16 protein-coding genes are annotated in these 17747 nt (G+C 62.6%); 12 read left to right on the forward strand and 4 right to left on the reverse strand.

Translation table 11 applies throughout. The annotated features are described in order from the left end of the window. Positions 1-82 precede the first annotated feature (82 nt). Together BCY88_RS08360 and BCY88_RS08365 are read right to left on the reverse strand one after the other, a co-directional pair. Positions 83-970, reverse strand: coding sequence for an amidohydrolase family protein (locus tag BCY88_RS08360; RefSeq protein WP_120343802.1), 888 nt, complete (start codon positions 968-970; stop codon positions 83-85). Between the two features lie 2 nt (positions 971-972). Continuing rightward, positions 973-2271, reverse strand: a complete 1299-nt coding sequence (locus BCY88_RS08365; protein WP_120343803.1) for an MFS transporter — start codon at positions 2269-2271, stop codon at positions 973-975. Between the two features lie 155 nt (positions 2272-2426). Between BCY88_RS08365 and BCY88_RS08370 the strand changes: the two genes are divergently transcribed. Together BCY88_RS08370 and BCY88_RS08375 are read left to right on the forward strand one after the other, a co-directional pair. Further along, entirely contained in the window at positions 2427-3170 is a 744-nt protein-coding gene (locus tag BCY88_RS08370; RefSeq protein WP_120343804.1) for a GntR family transcriptional regulator, read from the forward strand. A gap of 205 nt (positions 3171-3375) precedes the next feature. Then, the gene (locus BCY88_RS08375) at positions 3376-4686 is read left to right on the forward strand and encodes an MFS transporter (RefSeq protein WP_120343952.1); all 1311 of its coding nucleotides are present in this window, start codon (positions 3376-3378) and stop codon (positions 4684-4686) included. A gap of 14 nt (positions 4687-4700) precedes the next feature. Here the strand turns inward: BCY88_RS08375 and BCY88_RS08380 are convergent, their stop codons facing one another. Beyond that, positions 4701-5645, reverse strand: a complete 945-nt coding sequence (locus BCY88_RS08380; RefSeq protein WP_120343805.1) for a 2-hydroxyacid dehydrogenase — start codon at positions 5643-5645, stop codon at positions 4701-4703. Positions 5646-5744: 99 nt separating this feature from the next. After that, positions 5745-6335 carry an amino acid synthesis family protein gene (locus BCY88_RS08385; RefSeq protein ID WP_120343806.1) on the reverse strand — a complete coding sequence of 197 codons (591 nt, stop codon included), beginning with the start codon at positions 6333-6335 and terminating at the stop codon, positions 5745-5747. Positions 6336-6485: 150 nt separating this feature from the next. Between BCY88_RS08385 and BCY88_RS08390 the strand changes: the two genes are divergently transcribed. The 10 genes from BCY88_RS08390 to proX (BCY88_RS08435) all read left to right on the forward strand — a co-directional run bounded on the left by BCY88_RS08390 (position 6486) and on the right by proX (BCY88_RS08435) (position 17714). Then, positions 6486-8312 (forward strand): helix-turn-helix domain-containing protein, encoded by a 1827-nt coding sequence (locus tag BCY88_RS08390; protein ID WP_120343807.1) that lies wholly within the window; start codon positions 6486-6488, stop codon positions 8310-8312. A gap of 93 nt (positions 8313-8405) precedes the next feature. Further along, positions 8406-9386: a flavin reductase gene (locus BCY88_RS08395; RefSeq protein ID WP_120343808.1), complete on the forward strand. Its 981-nt coding sequence runs from the start codon at positions 8406-8408 to the stop codon at positions 9384-9386. 15 nt (positions 9387-9401) lie between these two features. Beyond that, entirely contained in the window at positions 9402-10913 is a 1512-nt protein-coding gene (locus tag BCY88_RS08400; protein WP_120343953.1) for an aldehyde dehydrogenase, read from the forward strand. Between the two features lie 49 nt (positions 10914-10962). Beyond that, the gene (locus tag BCY88_RS08405) at positions 10963-12048 is read left to right on the forward strand and encodes an LLM class flavin-dependent oxidoreductase (RefSeq protein ID WP_120343809.1); all 1086 of its coding nucleotides are present in this window, start codon (positions 10963-10965) and stop codon (positions 12046-12048) included. A gap of 6 nt (positions 12049-12054) precedes the next feature. Further along, a complete protein-coding gene (locus BCY88_RS08410) occupies positions 12055-12900 on the forward strand; it encodes an alpha/beta fold hydrolase (RefSeq protein ID WP_120343810.1) in 846 nt (281 codons plus the stop codon). Next, positions 12897-13253: an NIPSNAP family protein gene (locus BCY88_RS08415; protein ID WP_120343811.1), complete on the forward strand. Its 357-nt coding sequence runs from the start codon at positions 12897-12899 to the stop codon at positions 13251-13253. Before BCY88_RS08410 ends, BCY88_RS08415 begins: the two co-directional genes overlap by 4 nt. After that, on the forward strand, positions 13250-14434 hold the full coding sequence (locus BCY88_RS08420; RefSeq protein WP_120343812.1) for a quaternary amine ABC transporter ATP-binding protein: 1185 nt from the start codon (positions 13250-13252) through the stop codon (positions 14432-14434). Before BCY88_RS08415 ends, BCY88_RS08420 begins: the two co-directional genes overlap by 4 nt. Continuing rightward, complete coding sequence (locus BCY88_RS08425; RefSeq protein ID WP_120343813.1) at positions 14427-15377, forward strand: ABC transporter permease; 951 nt, start codon at positions 14427-14429, stop codon at positions 15375-15377. The genes BCY88_RS08420 and BCY88_RS08425 overlap by 8 nt, the downstream gene beginning before the upstream one ends. 116 nt (positions 15378-15493) lie before the next feature. Further along, on the forward strand, positions 15494-16522 hold the full coding sequence (proX, locus tag BCY88_RS08430; protein WP_120343814.1) for a glycine betaine/L-proline ABC transporter substrate-binding protein ProX: 1029 nt from the start codon (positions 15494-15496) through the stop codon (positions 16520-16522). Positions 16523-16685: 163 nt separating this feature from the next. Then, positions 16686-17714 (forward strand): glycine betaine/L-proline ABC transporter substrate-binding protein ProX, encoded by a 1029-nt coding sequence (proX, locus tag BCY88_RS08435; protein WP_120343815.1) that lies wholly within the window; start codon positions 16686-16688, stop codon positions 17712-17714. The last annotated feature ends 33 nt before the right edge of the window (positions 17715-17747 follow it).

Below are 17747 nucleotides of genomic sequence, written 5' to 3' on the forward strand. Positions count from 1 at the left end.
CCGGACTGATGTTGCCACCGGCCTGATCAGGCAGTCTGCCGTTGCCGATGAGGCTCGGCGGACTTTGGCCTGGGCGTTCCGCTCAGGAAGCGCGTTGAAGCATCGTCGTTGTCGACGCGGCGTGGTTCCCGGACTCCTGCTCGAATCCGTAGAACGATGCAGGGGTGGTGCACAGAATCGTCTCGACCACCGTTGCGTCCAGACCGAGTTCCAATAGCGTCGCTAGTGACTGGCCGTAGTTCATCACCTGCTCGTATTGAGTATGGGGCCAGTCGCTGCCCCACATCAGCCGCTCAGCGCCGAAGTGTTCGAGAAGCAGGCTCGTCGCCTCATGCACAAAGCCAGAACCTGGTGCCGCACACCGGTAGGCGCCTGAGACCTTGACCCACACGCGGCGGGTTCTGCCGTATCCGAGCAAGGCCCTGAAGCCGGGATCTTGAATGCCTTTCTCCGGATCGGGGCGTCCAAAATGATCGACGACCACGGGTACGCCAATTTCCAGCAACCGGTCGAGCATGGGTGCCAGGTCCTGCGCATTCCGGTGTAGTTCGATGTGCCAACCGAGTTTCGACACGCGTTCGAACAACGGTATCCACGATTTCGCTTCGAGATCCGGCAATGGCTGCCCGATCAGGTTGAGCCGTATGCCGGTTACGCCACGAGCATGCAACGCGGTCAACTCTTCTTCGGAAACGTCGGGCGTGACCACTGCTACGCCCCTCAGGCGGTGCCTGTTTTGGGACAGCGCCTGCAGCAGGTAGCGATTGTCCGTTCCGAGAAAACTCGGCTGCACCAGAACCGCACGCCCGATGTCGTGCGCGTTCAGTAATTGCAAATAGGTGTCGAGCGCCGCGTCGTAGTCAGGCGCGTAGCGCCGGCTATCCGTGAGCGGCAAGTCTCTCTGGAAGACATGCGCGTGAGTGTCCACGCGGCAGGCCTGGGGTCGAGCTGGGAATACAGGAATACGCATGCTCAGCTCCGCGGCTGGTCCAGGGTCAATCGCGCGTGATCGACAGCATCGGGAGCCGATTCGGATACCACGCCACGCAGGCGTTTGCCGCGCGTCTCGGGAAGCAGCAATACAGCGATCATCGCGAGACCGTATGCAATTGCCGCGTCGATTCCGATTGCCATGCCGAGAGACATCGAATGGCTCATGTAGCCAACAAGGACAGGAAATCCCGCCGAGGCGATCCGTCCGAAGTTGTAGCAGAATCCGACACCGGTGCCGCGCATGTCGGCCGGATACAGTTCGTTGAAAAGCGGGCCGAGGCTTGCGGGAATGCCCGCGGCGAACAAGCCGAGTGGGAAGCCCAGTATGAGCATTTGCGTGTTGGTCAACGGCAGCATCACGTAGGCGAGAACCGTCACGATGCAGCAGAACGCGAAGAGGGCGATATTGCGCCGGCGGCCAATGCGGTCGAGCAGGTAGGCACTCGCCATGCAACCGCACCAGAAAGCCACGATGACAACCGCCAGATAGCCACCGGTGTTCAGAACCGACAGGTGCCGTTCCTTGGCAAGGAAAGTGGGCAGCCAGGTCATGATCGCGTAGTACCCGCCATGCGCGCCAGTGCCCAGCACGGCGCCGATCACGGTGGTCTTGAGTACTCGCGGCTGGAAGACCTGGGTTATCTGCCCGAGCACCGAGGTCCTGGAGGCGGCGCTTGCGGGCGCGACGCGTGCCGGCTCTTTCAGATTGCGCCGTACGAACAGAACCAGGCCGGCCGGCACGAGGCCGACGGCAAACATCACGCGCCATGCGGTGTCCGAGGGTAACCAGGAGAATGCCACGGCATACACCAGCACGGCCGCGCCCCACCCAACCGCCCAGGCGCTTTGCACGGCACCCATTGCCTTGCCGCGGTGTTCGGTACGAATGGTTTCCGCCATCAACACCGCGCCGGCTGCCCACTCGCCGCCGAATCCGAATCCTTGAAACGCCTTGAGCACCAGGAGTTGCGGGAAATTTTGCGCGAAGGCGCAGAGAAACGTGAAGCCGGCAAACCAGAGGATCGTCATCTGCAGCGTCCGGACTCGCCCGATGCGGTCCGACAACGCGCCTGCGATCCAGCCGCCGAGCGCCGAAGATATCAGCGTCACGCTGCTGATCGCGCCCGCCTGCGTATGGTCGATGCCATACGCGGCAATGATCGCGGGAATGGCCAGGGTGAACATCTGCACGTCGAGCGCGTCGAGTCCCCAACCCGCAAAGCATCCCCAAAAGGTGTTGCGTTCCAGGGGCGTGCCCTGCTTGTACCACGTGAACATAGCCGTCTCCGTTATGCCATTCATGTAGTCATATATATGACTACATGAATGGTGACCGCAATGCCGTCGAAAGTCATTGAGTATTAACCCTTGCTCACGTCGTCGCTGCGGGATGTTGTACAGTAGTTACTCCTCTGAACAACTATATGAATGCTATGGAAGCCGCCTCTTTTGTGACCAGGCCGGATGGCCGGTTGCCCCGTTATCAGCAATTGCGTGACGACCTGGTCGGCCGCATTGCTGCAGGCGAATGGGCGCTGGAGGAAGCCATCGCCACCGAGGCGGAGTTGGGGCAGTTCTATAACGTCTCCACCGGAACGGTCCGCAAGGCGATTGATCTGCTGGTTGCCGACGGTGTGCTCACGCGCAGCCAGGGCAAGGGCACATTCATCCGCCGGCCCCGTTTCGATTCGTCGCTGTTTCGCTTTTTCCGCTTCAAGTCGCGTGACGGCAAGCCGGTGCGGCCGACCGCGCGCGTGCTCAAGCGCGAAATCGTGAAACCTGCCGAGGAAATTCGCGCTAGCCTGGGGATGAAAGCTTCCGAGAAAGCGATCCACCTGTCGCGCGTGCGCCTGATCGAAGGTCAAGCGGTTCTGTCGGAAGAAATCTGGTTGCCGCGTGCGCGTTTCGAGCCCTTGGCCACGTTACCACTCGGCGATTTCGAGGACCTGCTGTATCCGTTATACGAACGTCTTTGCCGGCAAATCGTGGCGTCCGCCACGGAAATTTTAAAAGTAGAGCAAGCCACGGCAAACGACGCTGCGCTTCTCGATGTAGCGGCCGGCAGCCCTGTTATCCAGGTTCACCGTGTGGCGTCGGACTTCGCCGGCTCGCCGTTCGAGTGGCGTAGCACTCGCGGCGCCGCTGCGACGTTCCAGTACCAGGTGGAAATCCGCTAGAGCCGGAAAACCGCCAGAAACCCGCCGCAATACCGCTGGCCGCAGCTCGCCTATTCGGGTATCACCTCATGGTGCCCGATGCTAGTTCATATAAACATATATATGACTACATCAATCTGGCCGTTCCCTCAGTGTTCCTCGACGTAGCGGCCGACATGCCGCCGGGCGAGCGTCGATGGCGGCCGGCGAGCAAACCGGAGCGGACATGTCCATGCAGGCAGGCTTTGAGCAGCAGGTAATGAGGAAGATGGCGTGGCGGCTGATGCCGCTTCTGATCGTCATGTTTCTGATTTCGTTTATTGACCGCCAGAACGTCGGTTTCGCCAAACTGGAGATGGTGCATGCCCTCGGCATGACGGAAGCTTCATACGGGTTGGGGGCTTCGCTTTTCTTCATCGGCTACCTTATCTTCGAGGTACCCAGCACACTGGCACTGCATCGTTTCGGCGCGCGGACCTGGCTTGCCCGCATCATGATGACCTGGGGCGTGGTCACGGTGCTGATGGCATTCGCGCGTTCGCTGCCGGTCTTCTATTCGTTTCGCTTCGCACTGGGTGTGGCCGAAGCCGGTTTTTATCCCGGCGTCATCTACTACCTCACGCAGTGGTTCCCGCAAAGCTATCGCACCAAGGTGCTGGGGTTCTTCACGCTGGGCAGCTCGCTTGCCAACATGCTGGGCTCGCTGGTGGGTGGGCTTCTGCTGACATTGGGCGGCACGTGGGGCTTCGCGGGTTGGCAATGGGTATTTATCGCCACCGGTATTCCCGCCATTCTGATTGCGTTCGTCGCGCTCAGATTCCTGCCGGATTCGGTGCAGGACGCGCCGTTTCTTTCGCAGCAGGAGAAGGACGTCGTCGTCGCCGCGCTCAAGCGGGAAGCTTCGGATGATGCCAGGTCAACGCGGCCTTGGGGGGCGTTGCTCGATCCGAAGGTTCTCATGTTCGCGCTGACGTACATGCTGATGTCGACCTCGTTGTACGGGGTGACCTACTGGATGCCGACGCTGCTGAAAAGCGATGGTGTGTCGTCGTCGCTGAACGGCGTGTTGAACATGATTCCGTGGGCACTCGCGACGCTGCTTCTGCTGTGGCTGCCCGGCAAGCTCAAACGTGAGCGCGTCGTGCTGAAGGCGATGAGCGTGGTGGCCGGTGTCGGCGTTGTTTGCTTCGCGTCGAGTCTCGTCTTGCCGACCGCGTCGATGCGTTTTGCCGCGCTGTGCCTGGGCGGTGCATGTATTCCGTTGCTCTATCCGTGTTTCTGGTCGTTGCCGCCGCGGTTCTTCGCCGGCGCAAGGGCCGCAGCGAGCGTGGCGGCGATCAACGCGATCGGCAACCTGGGCGGTTTTGCCGGGCAGAACCTGATGCCTTATGTCGGCAAGGTGGCGCACAGTCAGATTGCGCCGATGCTGGTGCCGACGGCCTGCCTGTTCGCGTTGGGGATTGGTACGGCGCTCGCCGCGCTGATCGGGGCGCGTCGCAGGATGAGGCTCGAGGCGGCGACGGTTCGCGCGACGTAGGCCGCGCGAGCGCATCAATAACCCCGTGCGATTTCCACCCCGCACGGCAGAACCCCCGTCTCCCGATAGGCCGCAATGTTCTCCGCAATCACCGCCGCAGCGGTTTCAAAGTCGGTGGGCGCCGAGATATGCGGGAGCACGGTCACCTGCGGATGACGCCACAAGCGGGAGTCCGGTGCGAGCGGTTCTTCGTCGAAGACGTCGAGAACCGCATGCGTCAGATGTCCGCTGTCGAGCGAGTTCAGCAGATCGTCGGTCACCACGACGGGTCCGCGAGCAAAGTTGATGAGCGCCGCACCCGGTTTTATCGCCGCGAGCCGGCCGGCATGAAGCAGGCCGCGGGTTTGCGCCGTCAGCGGCACGAGGCAAACGACGATATCGCTAATGCGCAGCATCTCGGTGAGTCCGTCATCATTCGAGAAGGTGTTCACGCCCGGCAGCAGTTTCGCCGATCGACTCCAACCGGCCACCTTGAAGCCCGCTTGCGCGACACGCGCGGCCGCGGCGGCGCCGAGCGCGCCTAGTCCGAGGATACCGACCGTCAACGCCGAAGGCTTGCGATAGGCCTGCTGACGCCACACGCCCGCACGTTGCTGACGCGCGTAGGCCGGCATATCGCGCTGCAGATAATAAGTCCATGCGAGCACGGCTTCCGCCATCGTTCTGGACATTTCCCGATCGACCAGGCGCACGATCGGCGGCCCGCCTGACGGCCATGCGGTGACGAGTTGCTCCACGCCGGCCCACAAGCTCTGAACCCAGGCCAGATTCGGCAGTGCGGCGACATCGGCGGGATCGGGGTTCGCGACGATCGCGATCCGGGCCTGCACGCGTTGTGCCTCGTTCATGGTTCGGAACGTCGCGATTTTCTCGTCAGGCATAGCCGCTACCAGGGCCGACAGATATCGGGACTCCTGATCGGCGCTGATGTTGCTGATCAATGCAATCGTGTCTGACATGGCGCACTCAGCAAAATGGAGGAAGCGCGCGCACAGCGAGCCCGGCACGGGGTGCCGAACGCCGCTGCGCGTCGCGCTTTTCGGTGACTCTGGTGAGGCTCAGGCGTTCGACTTCTCCGCCTCGATCTCGGCCATGTCCTGGAAGCGGTCGGCAATACGGGGATGAGCGCGGCCACCGTCAGCCGCACCGATGGCGATCAGGATTTCGTCAGGGCCGGGTGCATCCGCCATCTGGAAGGTCGCTGTGATGAAGTGCGAGCGCTTGCCGGTTTCCGACTTATGGATCATCGGAACGGACAGGAGCGCGCCGGGACCGACACGCGTGTTCGTGAAGCTGAGAAACGCCGTTCCGTTGACCGCCTCGCGATACATGTTGCCGAAACGCAGCGTGTGAATCAGCGCCGAGCCATGCTCGATTTCACCGTTCACGCCCACTGTCGCCGCCTTGCCGTAGGCTTCGACGCGATCGGCCGGCATGATCGCCACGAGCCGGCGAGTCATCTCCGTCCCCAGCACGGGAGCCAGACGCAGAATCTCCGGCCGGAGGTTTTCCACAAAACCCTGACCCGCCCAGGGATTACGAAGTACGGCCGCGACGATCACGGTTGTGATCGGCCGTTCGGTTGCCTTGCCACCCTCGATGACGGTTTCCTCGACAAAGGTAGCAATCTTGCGAAGTCCAGTTTCCATGTGCGCACTCCATTGGTTAGCGGTTCGTATGAGATGAATGCTAAGGACGTGCGCCGTCCCCGTCTTCCTCCGCTTCGATGGATGAAACTATTATTTTCCACTGCGAGGTGTCGTATATATTGAGGCGACGCCAATACGGAAGCCGTGGAAATGTCAGATCAATTGTCTCGGATAGTCGCGCTGCGTGACGTTGCAAGCCAGATCAATTCAGACGGCGATCTTGACGCTCTGCTGCGTGACCTCATCAAGGCAGCGTGCCGGCATGGTTCGTGGGATCTGGGTTCGGTGATGGCGGTGGATCTGGCGCATGGCTGGTCGCTTGTCATGGCCCGCTACGAGACCACCTTGCTGCCGCGTCCGTTGTCGGACCGCTGGGAGTTGGCCACGAGTCCGGCCTTGGTCGCGTTGCAGCGCAGCGAGCCGGTGTATATCCGCGATGCGCGAGATTCGGAGGAGTTCCCCGGTTACCGGCGCGATGCGAACGAGCGCGATTACTGCACCGTGCTGGTCTTTCCGATGGCCAGTGCCGATGCCGAAGGGCGTCCCATGGTGGTATCCGTTGCTTCGCGGAAAGTGACGGACGTATCCGCGGACGATCTCGCTTACATGGCGACCATCGTGCACCTCGGGGCAATCGCGGTAGATCGTGCGCACCGGCATCGCGCGGAGCTTGCCGCAGCCGAGCAATTGCGCCGCGTGCTGGGCGCACAGAGCTCGCTGTTGCGGGAAGTGCTGGACGGCGGCTCGACAGACGCACTCGTGACGATGCTCGGCGATCTGTTGAACGCGCCGGTGCTCGTTCTCGATTTCTTCGCCAGCAGCATGGTTGGTTTCGTGTCGCCGGTACCTGATGTGCATGACAACGCGGCGTGGCGCAAGATGCTCGACGGCGCGCCCGGACGCCAGTTGCTGAGCGACGTTCGCGATGCCATCAAGTACCGGCATACCGGGACGCTCGCGTTGCGCATGGGTGAGACGCTGTCACTGGACGCGCAGATCGAGCCGCTGATGGTCGACGACGAGGCGGTCGGCGCACTGCTGACTTTCGGCAAGCCCGACGGGAGCGACCTGCGCAAGCTGCTGATCGAGAGCGCGAAGTTTGCACTGAGTGTGCAATTGATGCGTAGCGTCATCCGCTATCGCTTCGAGACACGAACGTTCACAGAGTTATTTTTCGAAATCGTCGAGCGCCGCTGGCGAGATGAGCAGGATGTGCTTAACCGGGCCCGGCGTCTCGGGTTGTCGCTCGCCGCGCCGACGCGCATGCTCGTGATCGATTTTCCGGATCGCGCGGACACGTCTGCGGATGTTTCGGTCGACGCCCAGCATGCCGTCGCGCTGCTTGCGTCGCAGCAGCACATTGCGGTGCACATTGTCGCTGTTGGCGGCGGTCTCGTCTGTCTGGTACCCCAGGAGCCAGGCGAAAATCTGGATCTGGTCGCGCGGCTCGCACATCGTATTTCCGAAACGCTTGGACGGTCGTTCGGTAGCGAGCCCATCGTGGTGTTCGGCGATACGTGCGAGGGTCTGGAAGCCTACGCGAAGGGGTGGGAGCGCTGCTGGCGCATGATCCGGGTTGCCCGTACCTTCGGCCGCAGAGGCGTGATCGCCGTTCCCGATCTGGGACCGTTGCCGATGCTGATCGGCGCGGCCGACTCCACCGACGTGCGCAACTTTATCGACGGCGCGATCGGCCGGGTGGTCGCCCATGATCGAAAGAACGGCACGACCTACCTGGAAACCCTGGCTGCCTATATTCGTTCCGGTTGCCGCAGTCAGCCCTGCGCCGATGCGATCGGTCTGCACGTGACAACGCTGCGCTACCGCCTCGCGCGGATCGCGGACCTGTTCGGCATCGTGGTTGAAACACCGGAGCAACGTTTCGCGATCGAACTTGCGCTGCAACTGCATAGCCTGATCGAGAACAGCGTACCGTCCGCGAGTCCACTGGAGTCGATGCCTCGAATGCGAGGCTAATTAATTGCGTTTGTCCTCCGATCCAGCGGAAGAAACCTTTTTTTGCATGGCTTAACTTCTACCTCAACGCAATGACGTTTCGAGGTGAAGGACATGCAAGCCGAAGTTACAGACAAACCGATCGCCATCGATCCCGTGGCCTTGCGCCGGGCCTTCGGCACGTTCGTCACGGGCGTGACCGTGGTGACCACGCGCGACGCAGAAGGCCGCCCGCGTGGCATGACCGCGAACTCGTTCACCTCGGTGTCGCTCGATCCACCGCTGCTGCTGGTCTGTGTCGGCAAGGGCGCGTCCAGCTTCCCCGTTTTTCAGGCAACCGATCACTTCGCGGTCAATCTGCTGCGCGAGGCGCAGACCGACGTCTCCAATCTGTTCGCCTCCAAGTCGGCGGATAAGTTCGCAGCCGTCAGTCACGATCGCATTCATACCGGCGCACCGGTGCTGACGGATTGTCTGACCTGGTTCGACTGCACGGTCCATGACCGGGTCGACGCCGGCGATCATACGATTCTGATCGGCAAGGTTCAGGCGTTCGGCACCAGTCCGTCGGCACCGCTGGGCTTCTGTCGCGGCAGCTATGCGCAGGTCAAGAATCCGCTGCCGCCTGGCTGGCTTTCATCACACGACATGATCGTGGGCTACCTCGTCGAGGCGGAAGGCACGCTGTTGCTGGTTCGCGATGGCAAGCATGGCTGGACGCTGCCGAGCGCGCCACGCCGCCTCGCCAACGGCCGGCTGCCGGTGGCCGGCGGCGGCGATCTGGCATTGCTGCCGGACGACACCTTTCTCTACTCGGTCTTCGACGTCGACGGCAGCGATTCGGGTTACCTGATCTACCGGGCAAGACTTGCCCAGCCGCGTGCGGCCTGCGATCTCCCTGAGCAATTCAGTTTCTTCCCTCTCGATCAGCTCCCCTACGACGAAATTCCGACCCCGGAAATTCGCGGGATGCTGCGCCGCTACGTGAGCGAAAGTGCGGGCGGCCGATTCGGTATTTACATGGATTCGCACGACGGCGGCCGTATCGCGATGGTCGGTGCGGCGCAGCCGCGAATCCCGCATCAGCAACCTTGATCCTCGAAGGACATGATGAAAACGACAGTTGAAAACTTGCAGGGCTCGCGTCTGGACCTGTTCATCGACGGACGCTTCGTGCGCCCGCACAGCGGCCAGTATGTGCCGAGCTACGACCCGACCACGGCCGAACCCTGGTATCAGTTTGCCCAGGCGGACGCCGAGGACGTCGATGCCGCCGTGAGTTCGGCGCAGGCCGCGCTTAAGAATCCGGCCTGGCGGCGCATGACGCAGACGGATCGCGGCAAGCTGGTGCGCCGCCTCGCCGACCTCGTGCTTGCGAATGCCGAGGAACTGGCGCTGATCGAATGCCGCGACAACGGCAAGCTGATCAAGGAAATGCGCGCGCAGATGCGCGCCATTCCGGATTCCTATCTGTATTTCGCCGGGATGGCCGACAAGCTCCAGGGTGACACGATTCCGGTCAACAAGCTCGATACGCTGAATTTCAACTTGCGTGAACCGATCGGCGTGGTGGGCATGATCATTCCGTGGAATTCGCCGCTCATGATGCTGACGGGCACGCTGGCGCCGTGTCTCGCCATCGGCAACACGATTGTCGTCAAGCCCTCCGAGCACGCAACGGCCTCGACCCTCGCGCTCGCCGAACTGGCGATCGAAGCCGGCATTCCGCCGGGTGTCTTCAACGTGGTCACGGGCGACGGCGTGACAACCGGCGACGCGCTCACGCGGCATCCGGGCATTGCCAAGTTCGTCTTCACCGGCAGCACGGTGACCGGCCGCAAGATTGCCGGCAATGCCGCGGAAAATCTGGTTCCGTGCCAGATGGAACTGGGCGGCAAGTCGCCTCACGTCGTGTTTTCGGATGTCGATGTTGAGCGCGCGGTGAACGGCGTGGTGTCGGGTGTGTTCGCGGCGGCCGGGCAGACCTGCGTGGCGGGTTCGCGCTGTTTCGTCGAAGCGCCGGTGTACGAACGCTTTGTCGAGGCGCTGGTGGAGCGCACGCGGCGCATCAAGGTCGGCCATCCGATGACCGAGGACACCGACATCGGACCGCTCGCGCTTGCCGCGCAGCTCGACAAAGTGCAGGGCTACGTCGCTTCCGGCGTGCACGAGGGCGCGAAGATCGCGATCGGCGGGCGCAAGCCGCGCGACTCGGCGCTGGAACGTGGCTGGTATTTCGAGCCGACCGTGATGACGCAGGCGCGCAACGACATGCGCTTCATGCAGGAAGAGATTTTCGGTCCGGTTGTCGGCGTGGTGCCGTTCAGCACTGAAGAAGAATTGATCGGGCTCGCCAACGACACCGAATACGGTCTCGCGTCGGGCATCTGGACGCAGAACATCGACCGCGCATTGCGCTTTGCGCGCGACGTGGAAGCGGGCACCGTCTGGATCAACACCTATCGCTCGGCTGCGTACATGTCCGCGAACGGCGGCACCAAAAACAGCGGCTATGGCCGTCGTGGCGGCTTCGAAGTGATGCGCGAATTCTCGCGTCTGAAGAATGTTGTGATCGACTACTCGGGCGCGATGCAAGACCCATTCGTGATTCGTCTGCGCTAAGCGGCAACAACTTTTTCGCGCGACCGGAAAACAGATCAGGAGGTTTCAAATGAAATTTGCCGTTTCGCTCAGCATGGAGCGCTTCTCGCCGACCGATTCGATGGCCGACGAGATGGCCAATATGCTCACGTTGGTCCGCATGGCCGACGAGGGCGGTTTCGAAACGCTATGGACAGCCGAGCATCACACGATCGAGTGCACGGTGTCGCCTAACCCGTTCACCGTGCTGGCGTGGCTCGCCCAGCATACGGAGCGCATCAGGCTCGGCACGGCGACGCTGGTCGCGCCGTACTGGTCGCCGATCCGGCTCGCGGGTGAGGCCGCCATGTGCGATCACCTGAGCGGCGGGCGCCTCGAGTTCGGCATCGCGCGCGGCGCCTATCAGTACGAGTTCGACCGGATGGCGGGCGGTATTCCTCAGCAGGAAGGCGTCGCCTATATGAAGGAGCTCGTGCCGGCCGTGCAGAAGCTATGGGCGGGCGATTACGCTCATGATGGGCACTACTGGAAATTCCCGCTGGCGACCTCGGTGCCGAAACCTTTGCAGCAGCCGCATCCCCCGATCTGGGTCGCCACTCGCGATCCGGGCAGCTTCGACTGGGCCGTGGGCATCGGCGCGAACATTCTGTCCACGCCGCTGTCGGCGCCGCCGTCGGAGGTGGCCGTGCTCGGCGAGAAGTTCCGCAAGGCGGTGGCCGATCATCCCGAGCGGCCGCGCCCGAGATTCATGATGCAGCGGCGCACCTGCGTCTACGACCGGGCCGAGGACTGGGAGGTTGCCGTGCGGCACAGTGTCGACTATGGCCGTACCTTCGAGAATCTGATGCAGAACATTGGCACCGTCACGAATGGGTTCCCCGAAGCCGTGCCTTACGAAATCGTAGCGAACCGCGCCAACTACGATCCGGCTGCGCTGCGCGACAATCTGATGTTCGGCACTCCGGACGAAGTGATCAGGAAGCTGCAGATTTATGAAGATCAGGGCGTCGACCAGTTCTGCCTCGGTCTGTCGTTCAACCTGCCGTTCGAGTTTCAGCTCAGAACCTTGCGTCTGTTCATCGACGAGGTGATGCCGCACTTCGCTGCCCGCGAGCGTAGCCGGGAACTCGAGTCGAACCGCGCGACCCAGGGGTGACCCGCGATGAAAGCGACAGTGTCTACCGCGACTCAAACGGGCGGCGACCACACGCTCTGCGTGCGCGGCGTCGAGCTGAACTATCGCCTTCAGGGAGAGGGGCCGCGGGCGCTGATCTGTATTCATGGTGTCGGCTCCTATCTTGAAGCGTGGGACGGCGTGGCCGCGCGGCTCGGCGACGCGTTCCGCGTGCTGAGCTTCGACCTGCGCGGTCATGGCCGGTCGTCGCGGGTAAAGGGGCGCTATGAGATCGACGACTTCGTCGGCGACGTGCTGGCGCTTGCCGATCACGCCGGCTTCGAGCAGTTCGACCTCGCCGGCTTTTCGCTCGGCGGGCTGGTCGCGCAGCGGCTCGCGCTCACGCATCCACAGCGTCTGCGCAAGCTCGTGCTGCTGGCGACGGTTGCCGGCCGCACGCCGGAGGAGCGCGAACGGGTCGCGGCGCGGCTCGCGGCGCTCGAGTCCGGCGACCGCGGCTCGCACTACGATGCGTCGCTGTCGCGCTGGCTCACCGAAGAATTCCAGCAGCGCAATCCTGAGCTAGTCGCTCAACTGCGTCAGCGCAACGCCGACAACGATCCCGACTGCTACGCCGCTGCTTACCGCGTGCTGGCACAAACGGACTTCGGCGGTTTGATCGACCGGATAGCCGTGCCGACGCTGATTGCGACCGGTGAAGACGATCAGGGCTCGAACCCGCGCATGGCGAACTTCATGCACCAGTGCATTCGTCAGTCGCAACTGGCGATCCTGCCGGGTCTGCGCCATTCGATTCTGATCGAGGCGCCCGACGTGGTGGCTGCGCTGATGCGCCGCTTTTTGAGCGACGACGGCAAGGAGGTGCGGCCATGATTGTCGAAGAGCGTATCTATCGCATCAGGAACGGCAGGATGGGCAAATATCTGCAGCTCGTACGGGACGAAGGCCTCGCGATTCAGCAGCCGATTCTGGGCTATCTGATCGGCTATTTCACGACCGAGTTTGGTACGCTGAGCCAGGTGACGCATCTGTGGGGCTACGCCGATTACGAGGACCGTGCGCGGCGCCGCCGGCAACTGGCGAACGACGATAGATGGCAGGCCTTCTTGCCGAAGCTGTCGGAGAACATCGAGCAGGCTGAAAACAGGATTCTGGTGCCGACCGACTTTTCGCCGTTGCGGCTGCCGTCCGGTTTCTCCCACCAACACGAGGAGACGAGACTATGACTGAGCGCTTGAAGATCGAGCACCTGTACAAGGTGTTCACGGATAAACCTGCACAGGCGCTGGCGATGCTGCAGGCCGGCAAAACCAAGTCCGAGGTGCAGCAGGAACTGGGGCACGTCGTCGGTCTCGACGATGTTTCGCTGAGCGTGCCCTCCGGTGCGATGTACATGATCATGGGCCTGTCGGGTTCGGGCAAGTCGACGCTTGCGCGCTGTATCAACCGGCTTAACGAACCGAGCGCCGGCAGGATCCTGCTGGACGACCAGGATATCTGCACACTCGACGAAGCCGGTTTGCGCGACGTGCGGCGCAACCGGATTTCGATGGTGTTCCAGCATTTCGCTTTGCTGCCGAACCGGCGGGTGATCGAAAACGTCGAGTTCGGCCTCAAGCTGCGCGGCATGCCGGCGCAGCAACGGCGCAGGCGTGCCGAGGAAGTGCTGAACGTTGTCGGTCTTGCGCGCTGGGCGTATCACCTGCCGCATGAACTCAGCGGCGGGATGCGCCAACGCGTCGGCCTCGCGCGCGCGCTCGCCACCGATGCCGACATCCTCATCATGGACGAAGCGTTCAGCGCGCTCGACCCGCTGATCCGCACCGAGATGCAGGACGAGCTGCTGCGGCTGCAACGCACGCTCAACAAGACCATTCTGTTCATCACGCATGACTTCCAGGAGGCGCTCAAGCTCGGCACGCGCATCGCGATCATGTCGGAAGGACGGCTGGTTCGCGAGGGTACGCCCCAATCGATCGTGCTCGAACCCGGCAGTGATTACGTCGCCGCTTTCACTCGCGAAGTCGACCGCGCGCGGCTGTTCGATGCGGGCTCGGTGATGACCTCGCTCGTGACGGTGCTGAGCGGGCCGGGCGGGGTCCTCAAAGGCGATGCCTCGGGGCGGCCGGGACTGGGCTTCGTGCTCGACGCGGACGAGCGGATTCTTGGCACCGTGACGGCCTCCGAGATCGAGCAGGCGCGCGGCAGCGGTTTGCTGCCCCGGCCGGATACCCGCTTCACCTGTGTGCGCGCCGATACCCGGCTCGTCGACGTGGCAGGCTGCTGCAACACCGACGAACCGATCGGTGTGATAGACGATGCCGGCCGCCTGATCGGCCGTCTGGAAGCGGGGCAGATTCTTGCCCGTATCGGCGCCCAGGGCGCTGTGGGAGCACGCCATGTTTAAAGCCGACGACCTTGCGGTTTTGCCGATCGCCCAGTGGATTCAGGAAGGCGTGCAATGGATCGCGCTCCATTTGCGCCCCACCTTTCTCGCGATCAAGTGGCCGATCGAGAAGCTTCTGACGTTCAATGGCGACGTGCTGCACGCGATCCCGTTTCCCGTCATGGTGCTCTTGACGTTCGTGCTGGCGTGGCGTCTGACGAGCCTCGGCGTCGCCGTGTTCAGTGCGGCGGGGCTGGTCGCGATCGCCGTGCTCGGCGTCTGGGGCGATGCGATGACCACACTCTCGCTGATCGCCACGGCGATCGTGTTCTGCGCCGTGCTCGGCATTCCTATCGGTATCTGCTGTGCACGCAGTGAACGGGTCTGGCGGATTGTGCGGCCGATTCTCGACATCATGCAGACGACACCGACCTTCGTCTATCTCGTGCCGGTCGTGATGCTGTTCGGCGTCGGCACCGTGCCGGGGGAAGTCGCGGTCGTGATCACCGCGATGCCGCCGCTGATCCGCTTCACCAACCTCGGGATCAGGATGGTCGAGCATGAGATCGTCGAAGCGGGGCTCGCGTTCGGCGCGAACCGGCGCCAGCTGTTGTGGGAGGTTCAGTTGCCGCTCGCGATTCCAACCATTCTCGGCGGCCTGAACCAGACGGTGCTCACCGCGATGGTGATGTCGGTGGTGATCGCGATGATCGGCGCGGAAGGACTGGGTCTGGTCGTGCTTCAGGGGCTCGGGCGTCTCGACGTCGGGCAGGCGGCAGTGGGTGGCATCGCGATTGTTCTGCTGGCAATGATGCTCGATCGCATCACCCAGAAGCTCGCCCAACCGCGGGCCGGCAATCGCAGCCCGCTGCTGTCGACCGTTATGCGTCTGTTCATCGGCAACCGCAGCGCTGCCGCCGAGACGGCGGCACATCATCCCCACGACGCGGAAAAAGCACTGTGATGCAAAGCGCGCGGACGCGATGGCGCCCGGCGCACTGGCAGATCGCCTGGCCGCGAGTGCGGCCGAGGTCGAACACACACTCGAATTTTCATAAGAGATAAGGATAGGAGACGTTCATGAGGACAATGACCAGAACATTCGCAGTGGCGGCACTCGCCGTGCTCGCTTCGATGAGCGTGACGGCATCGGCGCAGACGCTGCCCGGCAAGGGCAAGACGGTGCACTACGCGCAGAGCGACAGCCTGGGCGCGAATTATGTCGAGGTGCAGATCGTCACGAAAGCGATCAAGGCGCTCGGCTATGACGTGACGATGACCACGATGAGCACGCCCTTGTTCTTCCAGGCCATCGGACAAGGCGACGCCGATCTTGGGACCGATGCGAACTTCCCGCAGAGCGACCCGTATTTCCGCGCGGTTCAGAAACAGGCGGAGCTGATCGGCAACGGCATGATTGTCGGGGGCGGCATCAACGGCTATCTGATCGACAGGAAGACGGCGCTCGCCTACAACATCACGAGCCTCGAACAACTGAAGGACCCCAAGATTGCCGCGTTGTTCGGCGACGACGGCAAGGCTCAACTGGTCAGTTGCGACCCGGGCTGGAGCTGCGGCGACGTGGTGGAGTACCAGCTCGATAAATTCGGTCTCAGACAGACCGTGCATCCGGTGCGGGGTAAGTACGAGGCCTTGATGGCGGACGCGGTGACGCGTGTGAAGGACGGCAAACCGGCGTTGTTCTACGCATGGAGTCCGTCGTGGATGACGAATGTGCTGGTGCCGGGGAAAGACGTCGTGTGGCTGCCCACGCCCGCCGATGCGCTGCCGCCTAATGTGCCGAACCGCGGTTCCGCGCTCGTGAACGGCGTCGAAGGCTGTGCCGGCGGCGCTAATCCGTGCCGGATGGCAATGGCTTCGTGGAACTACGGTTCCGTGACGAATCGCAGCTTCATCGCCGCGAATCCTTCGGTCAAGACACTGGTCGAGCAGATCAAATTTCCGGGCGCGACGTGGTCGGGCTGGGAGCTTGCGATCAGCAAGAACGGCGGCTCGCAGGCGCAGATCGCGAAGCTCGCGGACGACTGGGTCGCGGCGAACAAGTCACAGTTCGATCAATGGGTTGCGACGGCGAGCAAAGCGCAATAAAGCCTGTCGACGCGAAACGGCGGCCCCTTCGTTTGGGAGAGCGAATCGCCGCCGCGCTGCAACGCAAGCATGGGACCGGCTGCATGTGCAGGCGGAATGAACGGGGTGATCGCGCGGCGCAACGGCAACCAGACGATCGAACGATCACGGGAGAGGAAAATTGATGCGATCCTTGGTAAGAAAACTGCTTGTGACAGCTGTCGTCACGCTGGCTTCGGTTGGTACGGCGGCCTTCGCGCAGACGCTGCCCGGCAAGGGCAAGACGGTTCACTATGCACAGGGTGACAGCCTCGGCGGGAACTACGTCGCTGTGCAACTCGTGCTGAAAGCGATCAGGGCGCTCGGTTACGACGTGACGCTGAGCACCATGAACACAACGTTGTTCTTCCAGGCCGCGGCGCAGGGCGACGTCGACCTCGCGACCGACGTGAACTTTCCGCAGCGCGAACCCGGATTTCGTGCGGTCGAGAAGCAGGCGGTTATCGTCGGCAGCGGCATGATCATGGGCGGCGGCATTAACGGCTATCTGATCGACAAGAAAACGGCGCAGGCCTACAACATCACCAGCCTCGATCAACTGAAGGACCCGAAGATCGCCGGGCTGTTCGGCTCGGACGGCAAGGCGGAACTGATCAGTTGCGATCCGGGCTGGAGCTGCGGCGACGTGGTGGACTATCAGCTGGATAAATTCGGTCTCAAGCAAACGGTGCGCGCGGTGCGCGGCAAGTATGAGGCGTTGATGGTGGATGCGGTGACGCGTGTGAAGAACGGCAAGCCGGCGTTGTTCTATGCGTGGAGTCCGTCCTGGGTGACGAATGCGTTGGTGCCGGGCAAAGACGTCGTCTGGTTGCCCACGCCCGCGGATGCGCTGCCGCCCAACGTGCCGAACAAGGGCAGTGCACTTGTGAGCGGCGTGGACGGTTGTGCGGGTGGGGCCAATCCGTGCCGGATGGCGATGGCATCCTGGAACTGGGGCGCCGTCGCGAACCGCCAGTTCATCGCCGCCAATCCTGCTATCAAGGTGTTGATCGAGCAGATCAAATTTCCGGTCCCGACCTGGTCGCGCTGGGAATACGCGATCAGTAAGAACGGCGGCTCGCAGGCGCAGATCATGAAGCTCGCGGACGAATGGCTGGCGGCCAACAAAGCGCAATTCGATCAATGGGTCGCCACGGCGAGCAAAGTGCAATAAGGCTGAGGAACACTGTTCGTGAAGGAATATTGA

The sequence above is a fragment of the Paraburkholderia fungorum genome, from assembly GCF_003610895.1.
Classification (GTDB): Bacteria; Pseudomonadota; Gammaproteobacteria; order Burkholderiales; family Burkholderiaceae; genus Paraburkholderia; species Paraburkholderia fungorum_B.

Excerpts from the sequence above, each read along its gene's own strand:
- BCY88_RS08360 (WP_120343802.1), bottom strand. The coding sequence starts at position 970 with ATGCGTATTCCTGTATTCCCAGCTCGACCCCAGGCCTGCCGCGTGGAC.
- BCY88_RS08365 (WP_120343803.1), bottom strand. The coding sequence starts at position 2,271 with ATGTTCACGTGGTACAAGCAGGGCACGCCCCTGGAACGCAACACCTTT.
- BCY88_RS08370 (WP_120343804.1), top strand. The coding sequence starts at position 2,427 with ATGGAAGCCGCCTCTTTTGTGACCAGGCCGGATGGCCGGTTGCCCCGT.
- BCY88_RS08375 (WP_120343952.1), top strand. The coding sequence starts at position 3,376 with ATGTCCATGCAGGCAGGCTTTGAGCAGCAGGTAATGAGGAAGATGGCG.
- BCY88_RS08380 (WP_120343805.1), bottom strand. The coding sequence starts at position 5,645 with ATGTCAGACACGATTGCATTGATCAGCAACATCAGCGCCGATCAGGAG.
- BCY88_RS08385 (WP_120343806.1), bottom strand. The coding sequence starts at position 6,335 with ATGGAAACTGGACTTCGCAAGATTGCTACCTTTGTCGAGGAAACCGTC.
- BCY88_RS08390 (WP_120343807.1), top strand. The coding sequence starts at position 6,486 with ATGTCAGATCAATTGTCTCGGATAGTCGCGCTGCGTGACGTTGCAAGC.
- BCY88_RS08395 (WP_120343808.1), top strand. The coding sequence starts at position 8,406 with ATGCAAGCCGAAGTTACAGACAAACCGATCGCCATCGATCCCGTGGCC.
- BCY88_RS08400 (WP_120343953.1), top strand. The coding sequence starts at position 9,402 with ATGAAAACGACAGTTGAAAACTTGCAGGGCTCGCGTCTGGACCTGTTC.
- BCY88_RS08405 (WP_120343809.1), top strand. The coding sequence starts at position 10,963 with ATGAAATTTGCCGTTTCGCTCAGCATGGAGCGCTTCTCGCCGACCGAT.
- BCY88_RS08410 (WP_120343810.1), top strand. The coding sequence starts at position 12,055 with ATGAAAGCGACAGTGTCTACCGCGACTCAAACGGGCGGCGACCACACG.
- BCY88_RS08415 (WP_120343811.1), top strand. The coding sequence starts at position 12,897 with ATGATTGTCGAAGAGCGTATCTATCGCATCAGGAACGGCAGGATGGGC.
- BCY88_RS08420 (WP_120343812.1), top strand. The coding sequence starts at position 13,250 with ATGACTGAGCGCTTGAAGATCGAGCACCTGTACAAGGTGTTCACGGAT.
- BCY88_RS08425 (WP_120343813.1), top strand. The coding sequence starts at position 14,427 with ATGTTTAAAGCCGACGACCTTGCGGTTTTGCCGATCGCCCAGTGGATT.
- proX (WP_120343814.1), top strand. The coding sequence starts at position 15,494 with ATGAGGACAATGACCAGAACATTCGCAGTGGCGGCACTCGCCGTGCTC.
- proX (WP_120343815.1), top strand. The coding sequence starts at position 16,686 with ATGCGATCCTTGGTAAGAAAACTGCTTGTGACAGCTGTCGTCACGCTG.